Below are 17919 nucleotides of genomic sequence, written 5' to 3' on the forward strand. Positions count from 1 at the left end.
TTCTGCGGACTTATCCTGTGTTAATCGTCGAAGGTCTTCGGTCCCCAAAGTTCCAACGAACTCCATGGCGTGGGCTTCCGCCGATTGAACGGACGCCTCGACACCACGGCGCCAGACTGTGACTGGCGTCTACCCCGCCACCAAACCTACGCCGCAGGCCGCCATACCGCCTGGGGTACGCAATAGACCGGGAGCGGCACTGTCATGAGGGTCGCACGAAGGTTCGAAGGTAGCGCGCCCGCGTCGCCTTTCGCCTTCCTTCAAACTGACTGTTGGACGGCGCCAGCGGGCCGGGGTCAATTCGGAATTGATTTTGGCTCCGGTCCGCTGTTCCCTGGTCTCAGTATAGTTCAGCGAAGCCGCGGCAGATATCAAGCGTAAGGCCGTATCGCACACACAAAGAGGGTAAATTTGTGGTGAATGATCATGACGTTCGCCTTTCCGGCCTGTCCGCTTCCTCGCGGTAGGTCCAGCGGTATACCTCTTTATGTCCATCCAGAACTCTGATGGCTAAAGGCACGTCGCAACCATTTCGCTGTCGCGCCTCAATCAGCGCACCAACGAACAGCTCGCGCGCCATTGCCTTGGCAGCACTAATGTCGCACCCTGAAAGTGGTCTTGGCTGGTTGAGTGGGTCGTCACCGAATTGGCTACGTAGCAACTGATAAGTAAAACTCACCAGAAGGCGCTCCCAGTTAGAGGCTGTACGCGAAATGAAGCTGAGCGGTAGGGGCGGCTCCGATCCATAGGAGAACGTGGTCGAGATCCGGCTCACCATATCGGGCTGATGCCTCCCACCCCCACTCCGAACACCACCAGTCCACTCGCACCTTGTCCCCGCCGTGTCCCCCGGTCCTGCCGCGGCAAGGGCTGGGACGCCCTGGCCGACATCAAGGTGTTCGTCTTCGCCGTCGAGGCCGAGTTGGAGGCCATGGAGCACGAGCGGGTCGGCGTGCATCGCCGTGGGCGCAAACCCGATCTCGCCCTCCGGCGGCGCTTGATCGGGCTGATCTGGACCCTGAGCTTCGGGGGCCTGCAGTGGCGCCTGGCAGGCTGGCTCTCGGGCGTGCCCTTCACCACCTTGCACAGCGCCTTTGCCCGCTGGACACGGCTTGGACTGTGGCGGCGCCTGGGTCAGCGGCTTGCCTTCGACTGGCGGCGGGCTCGCGGCGACGAGGTCGTGCCCTCGGCGGTGGTGGCCGACAGCCGCTCGTTGCGCTCGGCCCCGAGTGCGTGGGTCCGGGGCATCGACGGCGGCAAACTGGTCAAAGGCGTGAAGCTGCTGGCGGTCTGCGACAAGCACGGGTCGCTGCTCGACTTCGCCTTCGGACCAGCCAATGTGGATGACCGGGCCGGTACCCTGCCGCTGTTGCCGCGGCTGGCGAACCTCGGCTTTCAGGGCGACCTGCTCGGCGACAGCGGCTTCAAGGGAGCGCCGTTCGCCGAGGCGGCGCTCGTGCACGACATCCACGTCTCGGTCTCACCTGGCGGCACACGGGACGGCCAGTTCCTGCCGTGCGGGATCAGGTGGGTGGTCGAGCGGCTGTTTGCCTGGTTGAGCCGCTACCGCCGGCTCAATGTCGTGTATGACCGCCAGCCGGATCTCTTCGCGGCGCACGTCTGGGTTGCCATGATCTCCATCATCTCACGGCGGATGGTCGCTCATGCCCAGGCGCAGCAAGTCGTTTAATTGCGTACAGCTTCTTAGCAAAAGCTCGTCATTCGAGCGACCGACGAACACCGAGCAGTTGCTATCTGCCCCACTCCCTTGCTACAAATGCGGCTCCATCGATCCGGGCGAGCCATTGATCTTGCTCGGGAATTTGGCTTCGGTGCCGCAGGAACAGGATCCTGGCGCCCCAGCCAATTTTTCCTTTGTTTTCCGGGCCTCGTGAACGCGGACAAGACGGAACAAAGGGTGTGATCGGACCCACAGAAGCCGGCACAACCTCCGCGCACCGGCTCATGCCCTTGCGGGTGCGTTCGCCAGAGCCGTATCCCGGAGCATGAGCCCCGCTGATCCATTGGGAGGTCGGACCTGCAGCAGGCTCCGCATGCCCCTCGACGAACCCGCGCAGTGCACTTCAGCCTCCAACCCGGTCACGAGGCGTGCCTTCACCACGCTCCGTACCCCGCCCGCCGAGCCGGACGAGGGCGGCCCGCGGCCGCTGCCGCGAGTTCGCGCAGCGGTTCGGCTGGCCTGATCGCGTCGGGCGCGACGATGAGCGCAATCGCCGCTTTGGCAAATCATGAGTTTGCGAGGGCCGTGCTCGGCGAGCACGGCCCTTGCTGCGCCATGGCGCCGAGCTCACTGCGCCGCTTCGCGCGCGAAGAGAGGTTTGAACTAGGCAACCAATCAGATCGCAGGGGCGTTAAGATCCGACGATCGGAACCTCAATCTCTCTATTAATGAACAATATGTTACCGAAGCCCCAGTACCCATTTTCCATGTTCACCGCGGCAAGCCGAAATCCTCGATGCACGAGATATTCAACTATATTGTGGAATTGATCTTGCCCCTCGTATTGATTGACGACCGTCGCTTCAGTGATGATATACTTCACATCCCAAAGTTTGCTTCCCAGTGAACGGAGCACAGACACCTCTACTCCCTGGACGTCCATGCAGAGCAGGTCGATGCTCTGAATCATGTGCTCGCGGCAGAGATCATCCAGGCGCACGGCTGGAACCTTGATCTCCGTCTGGACGTAGGTCTCACCATAGCGACCGGATGATTTCAAAAGGCTCGACGCGCCGATATTGTGAGTCTCGGTGCCGTCCGGCTGATGACTCGAGACAACAGGATAGAATGATAAAGTTCCCGGAACATCGCTGGCGGCAGCTTCGATCAGCTTCACATTACCGCGGCCCGAAATCGTGGCACGACAAATTTCCAGGGCGTCAGGATTTGGTTCGACTATGAAGATTTTTTCCGCATCGTAAAAGTCAGCAACCGCTACCGCGTCCTTTGCATCGCGCGAGCCGACCTCAAATATAGTTTTGATCAGATTTCTGTCAATAAAGCGAGGAAACGGATCATGAAGATAGCTGCTCATATAACAAACCTCCCCAGGCATGGGCGACATGATTTAACAATGCGCGCGAATGCACAGTCCTGCTTTGGCACATCAATCACACGTCAGTAAGATCGCTGTGCGATTCGGCTTATATCGTAAACGGAGGTTTCGGGCCACGTCTTAGAGATCTCGCGCGGCGGGGCAGGCCTAGGCAGCACCTCGTCGAGGCGGCGGTTGGGACGCCGCCCGGCGACGCGGGCGAGCACGGCAGCGCGGCAAGCGTGCGGCGCGCCCACACACGTGCGGCGCGCCCACACACGGCCAGGGTCGAGCGGTCGAGGGCCACGCCCCGACGCGCGAGGAGGGACGGCACCGCGGCGGTGACCGCCGACAGGAAGGCCATCGGGGCCGTGGGCCCGCGCCACCGCCGCGGGGCGCTCCGGGGCGAGCCGCGCCTTCCAGCGCCGGCCGAGCACCTGCGGGGCGTCGGACCGCGACGGCGCGCCACGGCCGAGACCACCTTCCCCCGCGCGAGGGCCTCCCGGATGATCACCGCCTTGAACCCGCCGGCCCCGCTGATCACCCCCGACCGGCGCGCGCCCCCCTGCTCGCAGCCAGGGACGTGCCGATCCCAGCGACCAAACCACCGGCGTCCGCATCTCGCCTCAGCGCGCCTCGCGACGGGCGGGCTCGGATCAACGCTGACGACGGAGATGGTCCGCGCCCAGCTCGGCCACAGCAGCGTCGTGCAGACCAAGGGGGCCTGCGCGCTCCGCGAGGCGCAAGGCCGGCGCGGCGCCGACGGTCCAACTCGACCCGGTCACAGGCAAGCCGCTCGTTGCACAGAGCCGGGACAGGGGCAGCGGCTTGATCCGGGAAACCGGGCGAAATCAGAGCGCCGGACCATCAGTGTGGCGTGCTTCGGCGCCGGCAGTCCCAGAATCGAATGCGGGCGCCCCAGCCAGCCTCCCTCCCTCTTCCGGATGGCCCGCCGGCGTGGCGCCGGTCGATCGAGTTTTGCACCGGGTTCCACGCTGCGGACCCGTGCAACCAGCACCGCGCCACTCATCCTTTGCAAGTCATCAGTGCTTGTTATCGACAATCTCGTAAACATTATAGAACACAACAATAATGTTCCTTATCCACTCGATTATCACTTCTGAATTACTAGGTTCTGGTTCGCTCATCGTCACGATCACGTTTGGAACATCGCCGCCATCCTCAGCGGGCAAGATCTGTACGTCGACAACTTTGTCCCCATTATGAATTTTCTTTACACGGGCAAGCACCATACCTTCAATGTCTCTCAGCGATTTGATGCCCGCATTCATAATGTAAACCGTGACTCCTAAACTTGAGATCATGAAGGACCCGGCGCCGACCAGCGGACCACGGACGCGTCTTGCCGTGGGCGTCGCCCTTGAATACAGTCAAGCCGACTTGCGCCCCGGATAAACTGTCAGACGTCAAGTTTCGGGCAGAATCGCAATTCGCTGAACGCGGGCGCGCCCTCCCGCCGCCGCGGCCATCAGGTCGCGGCCCTCCGACCCGGCACCCTTCGCGCCGAGCACCAGCGCCGGCCCGGGCGGCGGAGCCTTCGCGAGGCCGGGCGGATCGCGCGCGAAGTGACTCACGACTCGCCGATCCGCGGGCGTCAGCTTCACGGATGGCCGGGCCGCCCCGTCTTGCCCGCCTACTTAATTCAGCTTCTCGTCGATCACATCATAAAACCTGTACAGACACCGGATGCACTCTGTCGCAGTCATTCCGATCTCCTCAAGATTTTCTGATGATCCGTCTGGAATGACGAGAGCAAAATGCGAAGGAGAATTGCTTCCTCTTTTCACCCCTATTTCGACGGCCTGCACCACGGTCGAGGCATGCTTGCCCCTGACGTATCTCAAAACAATCTTCTCGAGTGTGTCGCGGGTGATCTGCGGGCGACGCATTGCACGTGCTCGTATCTATGCCGAGCGTCATTCGTACACGACCGCAATTTACAAGCCAGAATACAAGAAGCTTACAAATTGCTCATGTGCCGCAAGAGTGATGTAAGGATACTCAGCTGCATTCATGCACGACGTCGGAACGTGCATCGTCCGGGGCAGCGCGGCCGGTCACGGGAGGGGCTGCGCTGACGGTTGGACGAGGGCCGCGACGCGCCGGCGTCGTCGGAACCACCCGCGCCCCGGCATCGCCTCGAACGGATCCGTCTCCTCGGCCGCGACCGGCGCGGGGCAGGAGACCGCGACCGCCTCGCCGCGCGCGCCGCGCATGCACCCCATGTTGCGTGCGGCCGAGGTCGCACCCATCGTTGCGTCCCGCGTTCTGGCTGTGGCCGCCCGCGCGGGTGGGGCGCGTCAGCGACGGGGTGGAGGACCATGGAGCGACCGGCCGTCGAGCAGTTCCTTCGCGAGGCCGAAGCGGCGCGTGACCGCCTCCTCAACCATCGCCGCCAGCTCTGCCGGGCGCTGGTGCGCGCCGGCTACCGCGATCTGCCCCTCGGCCGCTTGGCCCTCGTGCAGCGCGATCTGGAATCCATCGAGGCGGTCATCGCCGACGAGCGCCGCCGCCTCGGCGAGGATGGGCGCGCCGGCCCGGGCCGGTGGTGAGGCGGCGCGACGCCGCCGCGCCGGAGCCGGCCCGAAGCCGGCCCTCGTGCCTTCCCGATTGCATGGGCGCGTTCGGGCCGGCGGGACGGGCGCGCCTCCCGGCGTGCTCGGGCCGTCGCTCGGTCGGCGCGAGCCCTGCGAGGACGGTAGGATGCCGGACCACCAGCAGATGATGGGGCGCCAGCGCGTTCTGGCCGTTTTCGGCGAGTTCGCCCCGAGATCTGAGGATCTCGACCAAGTGCTCACCGAGGCCTGCCGGCTCGTCCGGGACGCGCTCGAATCCGACTTCGCCAAGCTCCTGGAAATTCGGCGGGAGGAGCGGCCCACGATGCCGGGCCGCCACCCGATGCCGGCCCTGAGCAGCGCGGGCCGGGTGCGCATCCCGCTGGAGGGGCGGTTGTCGGAAGCCTACTCGATCGCGGCGGGCGAGCCGGTCATCACGCCGTATCTCGGCCTGGAGGAGCGCTTCGACGTCCCCGATTGCATGACGTCGCACGGCATCAGGGCCCTGGTGAACGTGCCGATCCGCCTGCCCGGCGGCGAAGCCTACGGCCTGCTGCAGGCGGACGCGCGGGCGCCGCGGGAATTCGGCCCGGAGGACACCGCGTTCCTGCGCACCTCCGCCACCATCCTCGGGCCGGTGATCGACCGCCTGCGCAGGCTGCACCGGTTCCACGCCAGCGAGGAGCGCTTCCGCCTCACCGTCGAGTCGACCCGCGACTGCGCCATCTTCACGACCGATCCGGGCGACCGCATCACCGCGTGGTACCCCGGCGCCGAGGCGGTGTTCGGCTGAACCGCCGAGGAGGTGCTGGGCCGGCCTCCTGTCCGTATACGGGGCGCTGTCGCGGCCGGAGGGGCGGCTCGAAGCGCGCTGGCGGGTGATCGCGGCGCCCGGCGGCCAGCGCCTGCCGCGGGTCGCGTGGCAGGAAAGCGGCGTGCCGGTCCCCTCGCCGGGGGAGGGAGAGCCGCCGCGCAAGGGCTCGGCCGGGAGCTGATCGGGCGCGCCCTCCCCTGCCAGCTCAAGGCGGAGGTCGCCTATGCCCTTGCCCCCGACGGCGTCTCCGGCACGATCACCCTACCGATCGCGGCCTGGGGATCGCCGGGCGACCGCGTCGCGGCATCGGCCGCGCCAGGCGGGGAGACGTCATCCCGTGCATCGCCGAAATCCAACCTCCCGCGCACGCCCCCGCAGGAAACAATCCAGCGACTCTGGCGGTTGGTGTGCACAGCAATCACGAACAGCGCAGTGGAGTACCGCTCGTGTCGGATGTCGAGATGCGTTCGAATTTGACGTTCAAGGGCCGCGGCAGCGCCTCCCTGGTCGGGGACAGGATTGTCCTGCACGTGTGTCCGCTGTGCTCGCAGCGGAACATCGCGGCCGTGGCCCCGCAGGGCCGGTGCGCCTGGTGCGACTACGTCCCCGATCCGCGCGACATCGAACTGACGGAGAGCGAGATCGCCTGAGGGGTGCGCGGCGCCCGCGCAGGCGGACGGGGCGCCGCGTCTCCTCGAAGCCGGCCCCGTCCCACGGCCGTTGCGGGACGACACCCTGAGTGAGCATCCAGGAAGGGGCGCGCTGCGGAGCCCCTGCGGGGAGGCGGCGCATGGCAGACCCCGACATCCGCGATTTCCCGATCGGAGGCGGAGCGCGGGCGGGCGCGGATCTGGGAGGTCGACCGGGCCATGGGCTTGTCGCGCATTTTCGCGAGCGGCCTGCGCAACCCCGCCGGCCTCGATTTCGAGCCGCGAACCGGGGCACTCCGGGCCATCGTCGACGAGCGGGACGAGATCGGGCCGAACCTCGACCCGGACTATCGCACCTCGGCGCGCGAGGGCGCCCTCCACGGCTGGCCCGACAGCGATGACGGCCAGCACGTCGGCCCGTGCCGCGAGCCGCAGCGGCCCGACCTCGTCGCGACCGCGGTCGAGCCGGACGACGCGCTGAGTTCGCACCTCGCCCCGCTCGGGCTCGCCGTCTCGCGCTCGGAGGCCCTCCCGCCGGAATGCCGGGGCGGCGCCTTCGTGGGCGAGCACGGCAGCTGGGACCGGCGCGACCTCGGCGGCGACAAGCTCGTGCCCGTGCCCTTCGCGCATGGGCGGCCGAGGGCGGCGGCGCGGGACGGCCCGTGGGCGTCGCCGTCGACCCGCGCGGCGCACGCCTCGTCGCGCACGACGTCGGCGACGCCGCGTGGCGCGTGACGCCGAGCCCGGCCGACCATGAGCCGGCCCTCCGGCGCGGGGGCGCCCGGTTCGCGCCGGCTCACACGGGATCCGGTTGATCACAGCGGATCACGAGCCCGCGCGGCGCTTGAGCCCAATCCGCCGTCCCGAAGGGATCAAGCGGATGTGCCATCAGAAGGCGATCTGCAGGCGCACCTGCCCGATCTCGGCCTCGGCCGGGCGGCCGGTCGCGGCCGGATCGGCCCAGGCGTGGACGTAGTTCGCCATCACGCGCAGGAAGGGCTCGGGATACCAGTTGACTCCGACCGTCACGTCCCGCTGGCGGCCTCCGCGGATGTCGCGGTCGGTGAGGTCGACCGCCGCGACGCGCACCGCCAGTTCGACGACGCCCGGGCCGCCCCGCGACACGCGCTGGCCGCCCTCCGGCGCGACGCGCTTGAACAGGCCGATCTCGGTCGCCGTGTCGGCCTCCACGACGTAGCGCGGCGCCTTCCCGTTCACGACCCAGGCGGCGTAGACGTAGCCGCCCCGGAAGGCGACGTCGCGCCCGGCCGTCCGCTCGACGCGCGTGGCGATGACCTCGGCCTGCACCCGCAGCGGGCCCTGCGCCCAGGCCGCTTCGAGGCCGAGCCGCCCGACCGCCCGCGCCTGCGCGATCACGTCCGTGTCGACGAGGCTCTCGCGGAACAGGACGCTCTCGGGCGTGGTGCCGAAGGACAGGGCCGGCCCGCCCCGGTCCAGGCCGCGGTAGCTGCCGGCGATCCCGAGATGCAGGACGCGATCCTGCGCCAGGATCGGCGCCGCGGTCGCCCGCAGCGTGCCGGCGACGCCGCCGCGCCCGACATCCGCGTTGACGTTGCCGCCGTACACGCCCGCGGCGAGCGTCCAGTTCCGGCCATGCGTGCCGAGCGCCAGGCCCGTGTCCCGCCCGGGCGCGAACGTGTCGGCGAGCGAGCGCTCCATGAAGGTCGTGTCGTTGTTCGAGATCAGCTGCTCGAGGCTGAACGGCTCCTTGAAGTTGCCGACCGTCAGCGTCCACGAGGGCATGCCCGCGGCGACGGGCGCGCCCTTGTAGCTGAGCAGCAGGTTGTTGATCGGCGTCGCGGCGCTGGCCGGATCGTATTGCAGGTTGAGGATCAGGTTTCGGCCGAAGGTGAGCTTCGGCTCGATCCAGAGGCGGCGGAGATCGGCCGCGACCGGGAATTCGTTGGTCAGGGCCCGGCTGCCGCCCGCGCCGAAATCGGCGTGCAGCCGCCCGCCGAGTTCGAACCGGACCGCGTCGTCGGGGCCGCGCACGGTCAGGCCGCTCTCGTCGAGCGTCGCCCGCGGCGCGCGCTCCTGCGCCAGCGCCGGCGCGCAGGCGAGGAGGATGATCGCGCCCCAGGCGCCTTCGCGCCCCCTGCCTGCCCGCCGCGCCATGAACCGCCCCCCGCCGGCATCCTTCCGGGCCGCTGCCCCTCCGCAGCCTGCCTCCCGTCCGCGCGCCGCGGATTCACCTGGGTGAGGGCAGCCGTGATTTGCGCGCCCCCTTGCAGGAATGCAGCACCGTGGTCCGGGCGGGGCGTCCCGGGCCGCGCGCCCACTCATCACCCAAGGAAATCCGGCGTGCGGGGACCCGGCCCCAGGGATGTCCGCGTCGGATCTGCCCCCGTGCGGCCGCGCACTGGCCATTCGCCCCGGCGCGATCGATGATCAGGCTCGGTTCGGACCCTGCATGGGCCGGGAGAGACAGATGCGGATACCTGCGACGGTCGCGCTCGCGGCGGGCGCCGCCCTGGTTGTGCTGCCCCTCGTCTTGGGCTCGTGGTACACGATCGACCAGACGGAGCGCGGCGTCGTGCTCCGCAACGGCGCCATCCACGCCGTGGCGCAGCCGGGGCTCGGTTTCAAGCTCCCCTTCGTCGACAGCGTCGCCAGGATCCCGGTGCGCAACCAGCTGCTCCGCTGGGAGAGGCTGGAGGGCTACAGCCACGACCAGCAGACCGCCCATTACATGATCTCCGTGAACTACCAGTTCGAGTCCGGGCGCGTGGCGGAGGTCTACGCCGATTACGGCGGGGCGGACGCGGCCGTGGCGCGGCTGCTGACCCCGCTCGTGCTCAAGCAGTCAAAGGTGGTGATCGGCCGCTTCACCGCGCAATCCGTGATCCAGGACCGCGCCCGGCTCAACGCCGAGATCACCGACGCGATCCAGAAGGCGGTGAGCGGGCCGATCACGGTCACGGGCGTCAACGTCGAGGACATCAAGTTCTCGCCGGCCTACGAGAAATCGATCGAGGACCGGATGCTGGCCGAGGTCGAGGTGCTGCGCCTGCGCCAGAACGCGGAGCGCGAGAAGGTGCAGGCCCAGATCACCGTGACCAAGGCCACCGCCGACGCCGACGCGGTCCGCGCGCAGGCCCAGGCCCAGGCCGAGGCGATCCGGATCAAGGGGATGGCGGAGGCCGAGGCGATCCGCGCCCGCGGCGACGCCCTGCGCGACAATCCGAGCCTCGTCACCCTCGTCCAGGCCGAGCGCTGGGACGGCAGGCTGCCGAGCACCATGGTGCCGGGCGGGACGCTGCCGATGCTCGCGCTGAGCGGGAATGCCAAGTAGCAGAGGAGCAGTGGAGCAGGGCCGCGCGCGCAGCCGAGCCGGCCGGCGCGGCCGCGGAAGGGTGGTCGCGTCAGGGCCGCACAGCCGTTGATCGCGGTCCTTCTCGGAGGCGCCGCCTCACTTCCCGCACGCGCGACGGAGCGCCGGGATCCTTCGCCGCCAGTCCGGCGGCACCGCGGCGCGCCGCGGTCCGGCCGCCGACCCGGCCCAGCTCCGAGCGGCCGGCGATCGCCCGGCCGGCGATCGCCCGGCCGGCGCGCAATCGGCGCCGGGCCGCGCGATCCCCGGATTGACAAATCGCGCCCGTCGCCGCAATGTCCATCTGGTATACAGTCGACCTGATACAAAAAGCAGGCCGGCGCGAGACCCTTCCGGCGCTTCGGCGCCCGGGGGAGGCGCCGAGAACCCGCAGCGCCGGAGGAACGCCGATGTCAGACGCCCATTCACCGCCTCCCGCGTGAGCTGCCGCGGCCCGCGCCCGTGAGGGCCGGCCCGCCTCCGCCTTCCGGCCGCCGCGCCGCCCGCCCTGGGCGCCGTCGAGATCGGCCGCACGCGGCGCGCCCGCGCCCCAGACCGGCGCCCCGCGCCCAGACCCTACGCCGCCGGGACCGACCGCGCCCGGCCTGCCCAACCCAACAAGCACCAGGGGACCCCCGATGGAAACGACCGTCAAGACGCAGGCCGAGCCGGCTCCCGACACCCTGCCGACCTCGTACGGGGCCGCCGCGCCCGCCGCGTCGGTGCAGAGCGAGCCGGAGCTGACGGACGGCTTCCACCTCGTCATCGACGCGCTCAAGCTCAACGGCATCGACACGATCTACGGCGTGCCGGGCATTCCGATCACCGATCTCGGCCGCCTCGCCCAGGCCGCCGGCATGCGGGTGATCTCCTTCCGGCACGAGCAGAATGCCGGCAACGCGGCCGCGATCGCGGGCTTCCTCACCAAGAAGCCGGGCATCTGCCTGACGGTCTCGGCGCCGGGCTTCCTCAACGGGCTCACCGCGCTCGCCAACGCCACCACCAACTGCTTTCCGATGATCCTGATCAGCGGCTCCTCGGAGCGCGAGATCGTCGACCTGCAGCAGGGCGACTACGAGGAGATGGACCAGCTCGCCATCGCCAAGCCCCTGTGCAAGGCCGCCTTCCGGGTGCTGCACGCGGCCGATATCGGCATCGGCGTGGCGCGCGCGATCCGCGCGGCGGTGTCGGGCCGGCCGGGCGGCGTCTATCTCGACCTCCCCGCCAAGCTGTTCTCGCAGGTCATGGACGCCGAGGCCGGCGCCAAGTCCCTGGTCGAGGTGATCGACCCGGCCCCGGCGCAGATCCCGGCCCCGGCCGCGGTCGCCCGCGCCCTCGACCTGCTGCGCAATGCCAAGCGCCCCCTGATCATCCTCGGCAAGGGCGCCGCCTACGCGCAGGCCGACGAGGCGGTCCGCGCCCTCGTCGAGACGAGCGGCATCCCCTACGTGCCGATGAGCATGGCCAAGGGCCTCCTGCCCGACACGCACCCGCAATCGGCCGGCGCCGCCCGCTCGCTGGTGCTCAAGGACGCCGACGTGGTGCTGCTGCTCGGCGCGCGCCTCAACTGGCTCCTGTCACACGGCAAGGGCAAGACCTGGGGCGAGCCCGGCTCCAAGAAGTTCATCCAGGTCGACATCGAGCCGCGCGAGATGGACTCGAACGTCGAGATCGCCGCCCCGCTCGTCGGCGATATCGGTTCCTGCGTCGAGGCCCTGCTCGCCGGCATGCAGGCCGACTGGCCGGCCCCGCCGGCCGACTGGACGGCCACCATCGCCAAGAAAAAGGAGGAGAACGCCTCCAAGATGGCGGCGAAGCTCGCCAAGTCCGCCTCGCCGACGGCCGCCTCGCCGATGGACTTCCACGGGGCGCTCGGGGCGCTGCGCGACATCATCCGCGAGCGGCCGGACGCGATCCTGGTCAACGAGGGCGCCAACACCCTCGACCTCGCCCGCTCGGTCATCGACATGTACCAGCCGCGCAAGCGCCTGGACGTCGGCACCTGGGGCGTGATGGGCATCGGCATGGGCTTCGCCATCGCGGCGGCGATCGAGACCGGCAAGCCGGTCCTCGCCGTCGAGGGCGACAGCGCCTTCGGCTTCTCGGGCATGGAGATCGAGACGATCTGCCGGTACAACCTGCCGGTCTGCGTCGTGATCTTCAACAACAACGGCATCTACCGGGGCACCGACACCGACCCGACCGGCCGCGATCCCGGCACGACGGTCTTCGTCAAGGATTCCCGCTACGACCGGATGATGGAGGCGTTCGGCGGCGTCGGCGTCCACGCCACCACCCCCGAGGAACTCAGCCGCGCCGTGAACGAGGCGATGGATTCGGGCCGCCCGACCCTGATCAACGCGGTGATCGACCCGCGCGCCGGCACCGAGAGCGGCAATATCGGCAGCCTCAACCCGCAGAGCTCGGTCCGCAAGAAGAAGTGAGGCCTCCGCGGCCTCGCCCCGCGGCGGGCGCCTCGGCGGAACCGCGCGCGGCCAATCCGCCGAGGCCTTCGCTGCCGCATCATGGCCGCCGCCGAACCGGCGGCCACCTCGGCGCATGATGCTCAGCCCGCCACCCGCCCCGCCGGCGCGTCCCGCCGGCGGGTTTTTCGCGTGATGCTGCGAGAGGGTCCCGTGATCGATCCCGAACTTGCCGGCTGCCTGTCCTTCGCCCATCGCCTGCCGACCCGGCCTCCCCTGCCGCCCGGCCGCCACGCGATCGGCCTCTTTCCCGAGCGCGACGCGCTGCTGGTGGTGCCGCCGGCGGTCGCCCCGCGCCGGCCGACGCCCCTCGTCGTGCTGTTCCACGGCGGCGGCGGCAGCGCGCAGAAGATCCTGCCGATGCTGGAGGCGCACGCCGAGGCGCGCGGCTTCCTGCTGCTCCTGCCGCAATCGCTCTTCCCGACCTGGGACATCGTGATCGCCGGCAACGGGCCGGACCGGGAGCGGCTCGACGCGGCGCTCGCCGCGGTGGCGGACCGCTTCCTCCTCGATCCGGACCACCTCGCCTTCGCGGGGCATTCGGACGGGGGCAGCTACGCGCTCTCCCTCGGGCTGACCAACGGTCACGTGGTGAGCCACGTCATCGTGTCCTCGGCGGGCTTCCTGTCGGTGCAGGTCCAGCAGGGCGCCCCGAAGATCTTCCTCTCGCACGGCACGCGGGACGAGCAGATCCCGATCGACCGCAGCGCCCGCGCCCATGCGGCGCTGCTCCGGCGCGCCGGCTACGACCTGACCTACGTCGAGCACGAGGGCCCGCACGCGTGGCAGCCGGCGCTCGCCGCGCAGGCCGTCGACTTCTTCCTCGCGGGCCGGGCCGACCGGGTGCCGGCGGGCGAGGACGACGCGGTCGCGGCGGGATGAGACCGGGCGGGCCGGTCCGCCGCGGGGGGCCCGGGCCCTGGTCGCGACGGCCTGGTCGGGTCCCGGATGCTCCCGCGCGTCCCCGTCCCGCGGGAGAAGGGCGGTCCGATCCCCTGGTCATCCCGGCGCAGCCCCGTAAGGTCGGGCGGGGGGCGGCCCCGCCCCGGCCGACACGGAGGACGCGATGGAGATCACACGCAGCGGCGCCCGGCCATCCGAGCAGGGCTCGCCGGACTACTTCACCGGAGCCGTCCGCATCGACCCGCTGCTCAGCCCGCCCGCGCCGGCGCGGGTCGCGGGCGCGCTCGTGACCTTCGAGCCGGGCGCGCGCACCGCGTGGCACACCCACCCGCTCGGACAGACGCTGATCGTCACGGCCGGGCTCGGCTGGGCGCAGCGCGAGGGCGGTCCCGTCGAGGAGATCCGGCCGGGCGACGTCGTCTGGTTCGCTCCCGGCGAGAAGCACTGGCACGGCGCCACCGCCCGGACCGGGATGAGCCACATCGCCATCCAGGAGAGGCAGGACGGGAAGGCCGTGGCGTGGCTCGACCCGGTCACCGACGCGCAGTACCGGGCCTGAACCCGCTCAGGCGGCGCCGGCGAGCGCGCCCTCGCCGCGCGGGGTCAGCACCGGGCCGCCCGCCCGGGCCCCGTTCGCCACCAGCAGCGCGTTGACCACGTCGCCCTGCGAGACGAGCCCGATCAGCCGATCGTCCGGCCCCACCACCGGCAGGTGGACGAGCCCCGCCTGCGACATCCACAGGGCCGCGTCGGCGAGCGGCGTCTCGGGGCGCACGGGGATCACGGGCGTCGTCATCACGTCGGCGACGCAGTGGTGCGGGGCGCGGCCGCGCGCGAGCGTCAGGCGCAGGCGGCGCGGCAGGTCGAGGCGCGGCCCGTTCCGGTTCCAGGCCGCCTTGTCGATGAGGTCGTGGTGGGTGAGGAGGCCGACCACCCGCGCCCCCTCGTCCGTCACGGCGAGCGCCCGGATGCGGCGGCGCCGGAACAGGGCCAGGGCCTCGTCCAGGGAGGCGTCGGGCGCGATCCCGACCACCGCGCGCGAGAGCACCGAGGCGCAGGTCGCCGAACCGAGCGCCCGCCGCGAGGCCCGCAGCAGCGCGTGGTGCAGGATGGCGTCGAGGTCGGCCCGGCCGATATCGACGAACTCGCCGAAATCCTCGAGCGCCGCGTCGAGGTCGGCGCCCGTGAAGCCCAGGCTGGTGAAGGGGGCCGGCATCGCGCCGCGGCCGGCGGGCGAGGCCTGTGGCGCCCGGTGCGGGTAGCTGCGCCCGGTGAAATTGTTGAACAGGATCGCCGTGGTGAGCAGGATCAGCGAGTTCAGCCCGACCGGCCAGAGCACGAAGCCGTAGCCGAGTTCGTGGATCGCCGGGCCGCCGAGCACGGCCGTCAGCGCCACCGCGCCGCTCGGCGGGTGGACGCAGCGCAGGGCCGTCATCACGGCGATCGCGACGCTCACCGCCACCGCCGCCACGAAGGGGTCGGCGATCTGCGTGGCGGCCGTCACGCCGATCAGCGCCGCGACCGTGTTGCCGCCGAGGATCGACCAGGGCTGGGCGAGCGGGCTCGCCGGCACGGCGAAGAGGAGGACCGCCGAGGCGCCCATCGGGGCGATCAGGACGGGCAGCGAGGCGTGGTCGCCGAGCGCCGCGCGGCTCATCAGGCCGGTCGCCAGGATCCCGGCCAGCGCCCCGATCGCCGCGTGCAGGCGCTCGTCCAGGCTGACGGGAGTGAGATCGGGCAGGAAACGCCTCAGGCGGCGGAGCATCGGCTGCGGGTTCCTCGCGGTGCGGGCCGCGCGGGCCCCGGCGTCAGGATCGGCGCCCGGCGGGAGCGGGCGCGCATCACCGCCCGGCCGCGGGCCGGACGCGGATCACCGTCCGGCGGGAGCCGGACGCGAGACGACGGACGGCGCGCCCCGTGAGGGACGCGCCGCCGTCGTCGCCGCGGGCCCTGTCATACGCCATCCGGTTGATTGCTTCGCAATGCGGATGTCGGCGTCGCTCAGGCGCCGCGCAGGCTGGTGATCCGGGATCCGCTTCGATCAAGCGGATCCCGGATCAGACCGCGCGCTCCTGGTGGAGCATCTCGATCTGCTGCTCGGTGTAGCCGAGGTCGCGCAGCACCTCGTCGGTGTGCTCGCCGAGGAGCGGCGACGCCTTGACCTCGACCTTGAGGTCCGAGAACTTGATCGGGCTGCCGACGGTCAGGTACTTGCCGAGCTGCGGGTGCTGCACCTCGACGATCGAGCCGCTCGCCCGCAGCGACTTGTCCGCGGCGATCTCCTTCATGGACAGCACCGGCGCGCAGGGGATGTCGAACTTGCGCAGGATGTCCACGGCCTCGTACTTGGTCTTGTCGGCCAGCCAGCTCTCGATGAAGGCGAAGATCTCGAAGATCTTGTCCTGGCGGGCGCGGGCGGTGTTGTAGGCCGGATCCTCGATCCACTCCTCCTTGCCGAGGGCGCGGCAGATCGGGGCCCAGGCGTGGCCCTGGATCGTGAAGTAGATGTAGGCGTTGGGATCGGTCTCCCAGCCCTTGCACTTCAGCACCCAGCCGGGCTGGCCGCCGCCGCCCGCGTTGCCGCCGCGCGGCACCGCGTCGCTGAACTCGCCGTGCGGGTATTGCGGGTACTCTTCCAGGTAGCCGAGCGCGTCGAGGCGCTGCTGGTCGCGCAGCTTGACGCGGCAGAGGTTGAGCACCGCGTCCTGCATCGACACGGCCACCTTCTGGCCCTTGCCGGTCTTGTTGCGGGCGTGCAGCGCCGTGAGGATGCCGATCGCGAGGTGCATGCCGGTGTTCGAATCACCGAGCGCCGCGCCGCTCACGGTCGGGGGGCCGTCCCAGAAGCCGGTCGTCGAGGCCGCGCCGCCCGCGCACTGCGCCACGTTCTCGTAGACCTTCAGGTCCTCGTAGTGGTGGCCCTCGCTGAAGCCCTTCACCGAGGCGACGATCATGCCCGGGTTGAGCTCGTTGATCCGGGCCCAGGAGAAGCCCATGCGGTCGAGGGCGCCGGGGCCGAAATTCTCGACGAGGACGTCGGATTCCTTGATCAGCTTCTCCAGGACTTCCTTGCCCTGCGGGGTCTTGGTGTCGAGGGTGAGCGAGCGCTTGTTGGAGTTCAGCATCGTGAAGTAGAGCGCGTCCGCATCCTCGACGTGCCGCAGCTGGGTGCGGGTGACGTCGCCTGCGCCGGGCCGCTCCACCTTGATCACGTCCGCGCCGAACCAGGCGAGGAGCTGGGTGCAGGCCGGCCCGGCCTGGACGTGCGTGAAGTCGATGATCTTGATGCCTTCGAGGGGCTTGCTCATGAGGACATTCCTCCGTTTGCAGATCGGCGGCTCATCCCGCCTTGTGACAATCACACGGCCGCTTCGGCCCGTGTCGCTGAGCAGGGTTCGGACGAGAGCCTCGCGGCCGCCCGGCGAAACCTGCGATAACTTGGGATTTCTCTTGAGAAGCGGGCGGACCAGGGCCGCCCTCTTCGACGAGACCGGTCAGCCGACCGCTTCGAGGTCGCTGATGCGCTGGCGCAGCGCCTTCTCCTCGGCCCAGCGGCTGGTCTCGTCCCGGATCGACGCCACGATGCCGGTCACGACGCCCTCCGGGCCGTGCAGCAGCCCGACCGTGAAGGCGATCGACAGCGAGCGCCCGTCCTTGTGCAAGGCGGGCACCCGCAGGAGCGTGGTGCCGTACTTGGTCACGCCCGTCGCCATGGTCTTGGCGTAGCCGTCCCAGTGACGCCGACGGTGGCGCTCCGGCGTGATCAGGTCGAGGGTCTCCCCGAGCGCCTCCCGCTTGGTGAAGCCGAAGATGCGCTCGGCGGCCGCGTTCCAGGCCGTGATCCGTCCCTCCGCGTCGGAGACCACGATGGCGTCGCCCACCGCCTCCACGACTTGCTCGTAATCGCACTCAGCCACTATCATCCGCGTTCATCCCGCGTTGATTTCCACTCGATCGTCCCGCTCATCCGCCCGGTCACGCGTCGCGCCGGGCCGCAGGTCTTCGGCGAGGTGAGCCTTCAGGCAACATTGGCGTGCGGATTACCGTCATTCTCTGCGGTCCTCCCGGTTTCGTCTCGCCAGAAAGCGGGCCTCTTCGTGGAGGTC

17 protein-coding genes and 1 pseudogene are annotated in these 17919 nt (G+C 69.8%); 9 read left to right on the forward strand and 9 right to left on the reverse strand.

What is annotated here, in order from left to right; genetic code table 11:
• Window positions 1–424: 424 nt before the first annotated feature.
• Window positions 425–679 (reverse strand): hypothetical protein, encoded by a 255-nt coding sequence (locus MET2598_RS41165; RefSeq protein WP_157182176.1) that lies wholly within the window; start codon window positions 677–679, stop codon window positions 425–427.
• A 216-nt stretch (window positions 680–895) separates the two neighbouring features.
• On the opposite strand from MET2598_RS41165, the gene MET2598_RS0116535 reads away from it, so the two are divergent.
• Entirely contained in the window at window positions 896–1690 is a 795-nt protein-coding gene (locus MET2598_RS0116535) for an IS5 family transposase (RefSeq protein ID WP_018261600.1), read from the forward strand.
• A gap of 682 nt (window positions 1691–2372) precedes the next feature.
• Here MET2598_RS0116535 and MET2598_RS39290 read toward each other — a convergent pair.
• From MET2598_RS39290 to MET2598_RS41180, 4 genes are all read right to left on the reverse strand, one after another.
• On the reverse strand, window positions 2373–3056 hold the full coding sequence (locus MET2598_RS39290; protein WP_157182177.1) for an FkbM family methyltransferase: 684 nt from the start codon (window positions 3054–3056) through the stop codon (window positions 2373–2375).
• Between the two features lie 1043 nt (window positions 3057–4099).
• Window positions 4100–4348: a hypothetical protein gene (locus MET2598_RS41170; RefSeq protein WP_157182178.1), complete on the reverse strand. Its 249-nt coding sequence runs from the start codon at window positions 4346–4348 to the stop codon at window positions 4100–4102.
• A gap of 135 nt (window positions 4349–4483) precedes the next feature.
• Window positions 4484–4651, reverse strand: a complete 168-nt coding sequence (locus MET2598_RS41175; protein WP_157182179.1) for a hypothetical protein — start codon at window positions 4649–4651, stop codon at window positions 4484–4486.
• A gap of 63 nt (window positions 4652–4714) precedes the next feature.
• Window positions 4715–4966 carry a hypothetical protein gene (locus MET2598_RS41180; protein WP_150108705.1) on the reverse strand — a complete coding sequence of 84 codons (252 nt, stop codon included), beginning with the start codon at window positions 4964–4966 and terminating at the stop codon, window positions 4715–4717.
• Between the two features lie 432 nt (window positions 4967–5398).
• On the opposite strand from MET2598_RS41180, the gene MET2598_RS0116550 reads away from it, so the two are divergent.
• The 4 genes and pseudogenes from MET2598_RS0116550 to MET2598_RS0116570 form a co-directional block, all read left to right on the forward strand.
• Window positions 5399–5629 carry a hypothetical protein gene (locus MET2598_RS0116550; protein ID WP_018261603.1) on the forward strand — a complete coding sequence of 77 codons (231 nt, stop codon included), beginning with the start codon at window positions 5399–5401 and terminating at the stop codon, window positions 5627–5629.
• A 151-nt stretch (window positions 5630–5780) separates the two neighbouring features.
• Window positions 5781–6425, forward strand: a complete 645-nt coding sequence (locus tag MET2598_RS36690; protein WP_018261604.1) for a GAF domain-containing protein — start codon at window positions 5781–5783, stop codon at window positions 6423–6425.
• 467 nt (window positions 6426–6892) lie between these two features.
• Window positions 6893–7096: a hypothetical protein gene (locus tag MET2598_RS0116565; RefSeq protein WP_415926891.1), complete on the forward strand. Its 204-nt coding sequence runs from the start codon at window positions 6893–6895 to the stop codon at window positions 7094–7096.
• A gap of 174 nt (window positions 7097–7270) precedes the next feature.
• Window positions 7271–7911 (forward strand): annotated as a pseudogene (locus MET2598_RS0116570) (PQQ-dependent sugar dehydrogenase); the annotation flags it as partial.
• A gap of 73 nt (window positions 7912–7984) precedes the next feature.
• On the opposite strand, the gene MET2598_RS0116575 reads toward MET2598_RS0116570, so the two are convergent.
• On the reverse strand, window positions 7985–9232 hold the full coding sequence (locus tag MET2598_RS0116575; protein ID WP_018261606.1) for an OprO/OprP family phosphate-selective porin: 1248 nt from the start codon (window positions 9230–9232) through the stop codon (window positions 7985–7987).
• 313 nt (window positions 9233–9545) lie between these two features.
• On the opposite strand from MET2598_RS0116575, the gene MET2598_RS0116580 reads away from it, so the two are divergent.
• From MET2598_RS0116580 to MET2598_RS0116595, 4 genes are all read left to right on the forward strand, one after another.
• Window positions 9546–10409 carry a prohibitin family protein gene (locus MET2598_RS0116580; protein WP_018261607.1) on the forward strand — a complete coding sequence of 288 codons (864 nt, stop codon included), beginning with the start codon at window positions 9546–9548 and terminating at the stop codon, window positions 10407–10409.
• A gap of 656 nt (window positions 10410–11065) precedes the next feature.
• Window positions 11066–12871: an oxalyl-CoA decarboxylase gene (oxc, locus tag MET2598_RS0116585; protein WP_018261608.1), complete on the forward strand. Its 1806-nt coding sequence runs from the start codon at window positions 11066–11068 to the stop codon at window positions 12869–12871.
• A 174-nt stretch (window positions 12872–13045) separates the two neighbouring features.
• The gene (locus tag MET2598_RS0116590) at window positions 13046–13792 is read left to right on the forward strand and encodes an alpha/beta hydrolase (RefSeq protein WP_050777580.1); all 747 of its coding nucleotides are present in this window, start codon (window positions 13046–13048) and stop codon (window positions 13790–13792) included.
• A 184-nt stretch (window positions 13793–13976) separates the two neighbouring features.
• On the forward strand, window positions 13977–14372 hold the full coding sequence (locus MET2598_RS0116595) for a (R)-mandelonitrile lyase (RefSeq protein ID WP_012333807.1): 396 nt from the start codon (window positions 13977–13979) through the stop codon (window positions 14370–14372).
• Window positions 14373–14378: 6 nt separating this feature from the next.
• Here the strand turns inward: MET2598_RS0116595 and MET2598_RS0116600 are convergent, their stop codons facing one another.
• The 3 genes from MET2598_RS0116600 to MET2598_RS0116610 form a co-directional block, all read right to left on the reverse strand.
• A complete protein-coding gene (locus MET2598_RS0116600; protein ID WP_018261609.1) occupies window positions 14379–15578 on the reverse strand; it encodes an HPP family protein in 1200 nt (399 codons plus the stop codon).
• A gap of 292 nt (window positions 15579–15870) precedes the next feature.
• A complete protein-coding gene (frc, locus tag MET2598_RS0116605; protein WP_012333805.1) occupies window positions 15871–17121 on the reverse strand; it encodes a formyl-CoA transferase in 1251 nt (416 codons plus the stop codon).
• A gap of 186 nt (window positions 17122–17307) precedes the next feature.
• Window positions 17308–17736, reverse strand: coding sequence for a PAS domain-containing protein (locus MET2598_RS0116610; RefSeq protein WP_012333804.1), 429 nt, complete (start codon window positions 17734–17736; stop codon window positions 17308–17310).
• Between the last annotated feature and the right edge of the window lie 183 nt (window positions 17737–17919).

Source organism: Methylobacterium sp. WSM2598, assembly GCF_000379105.1.
In the GTDB taxonomy this organism is placed as follows: domain Bacteria; phylum Pseudomonadota; class Alphaproteobacteria; order Rhizobiales; family Beijerinckiaceae; genus Methylobacterium.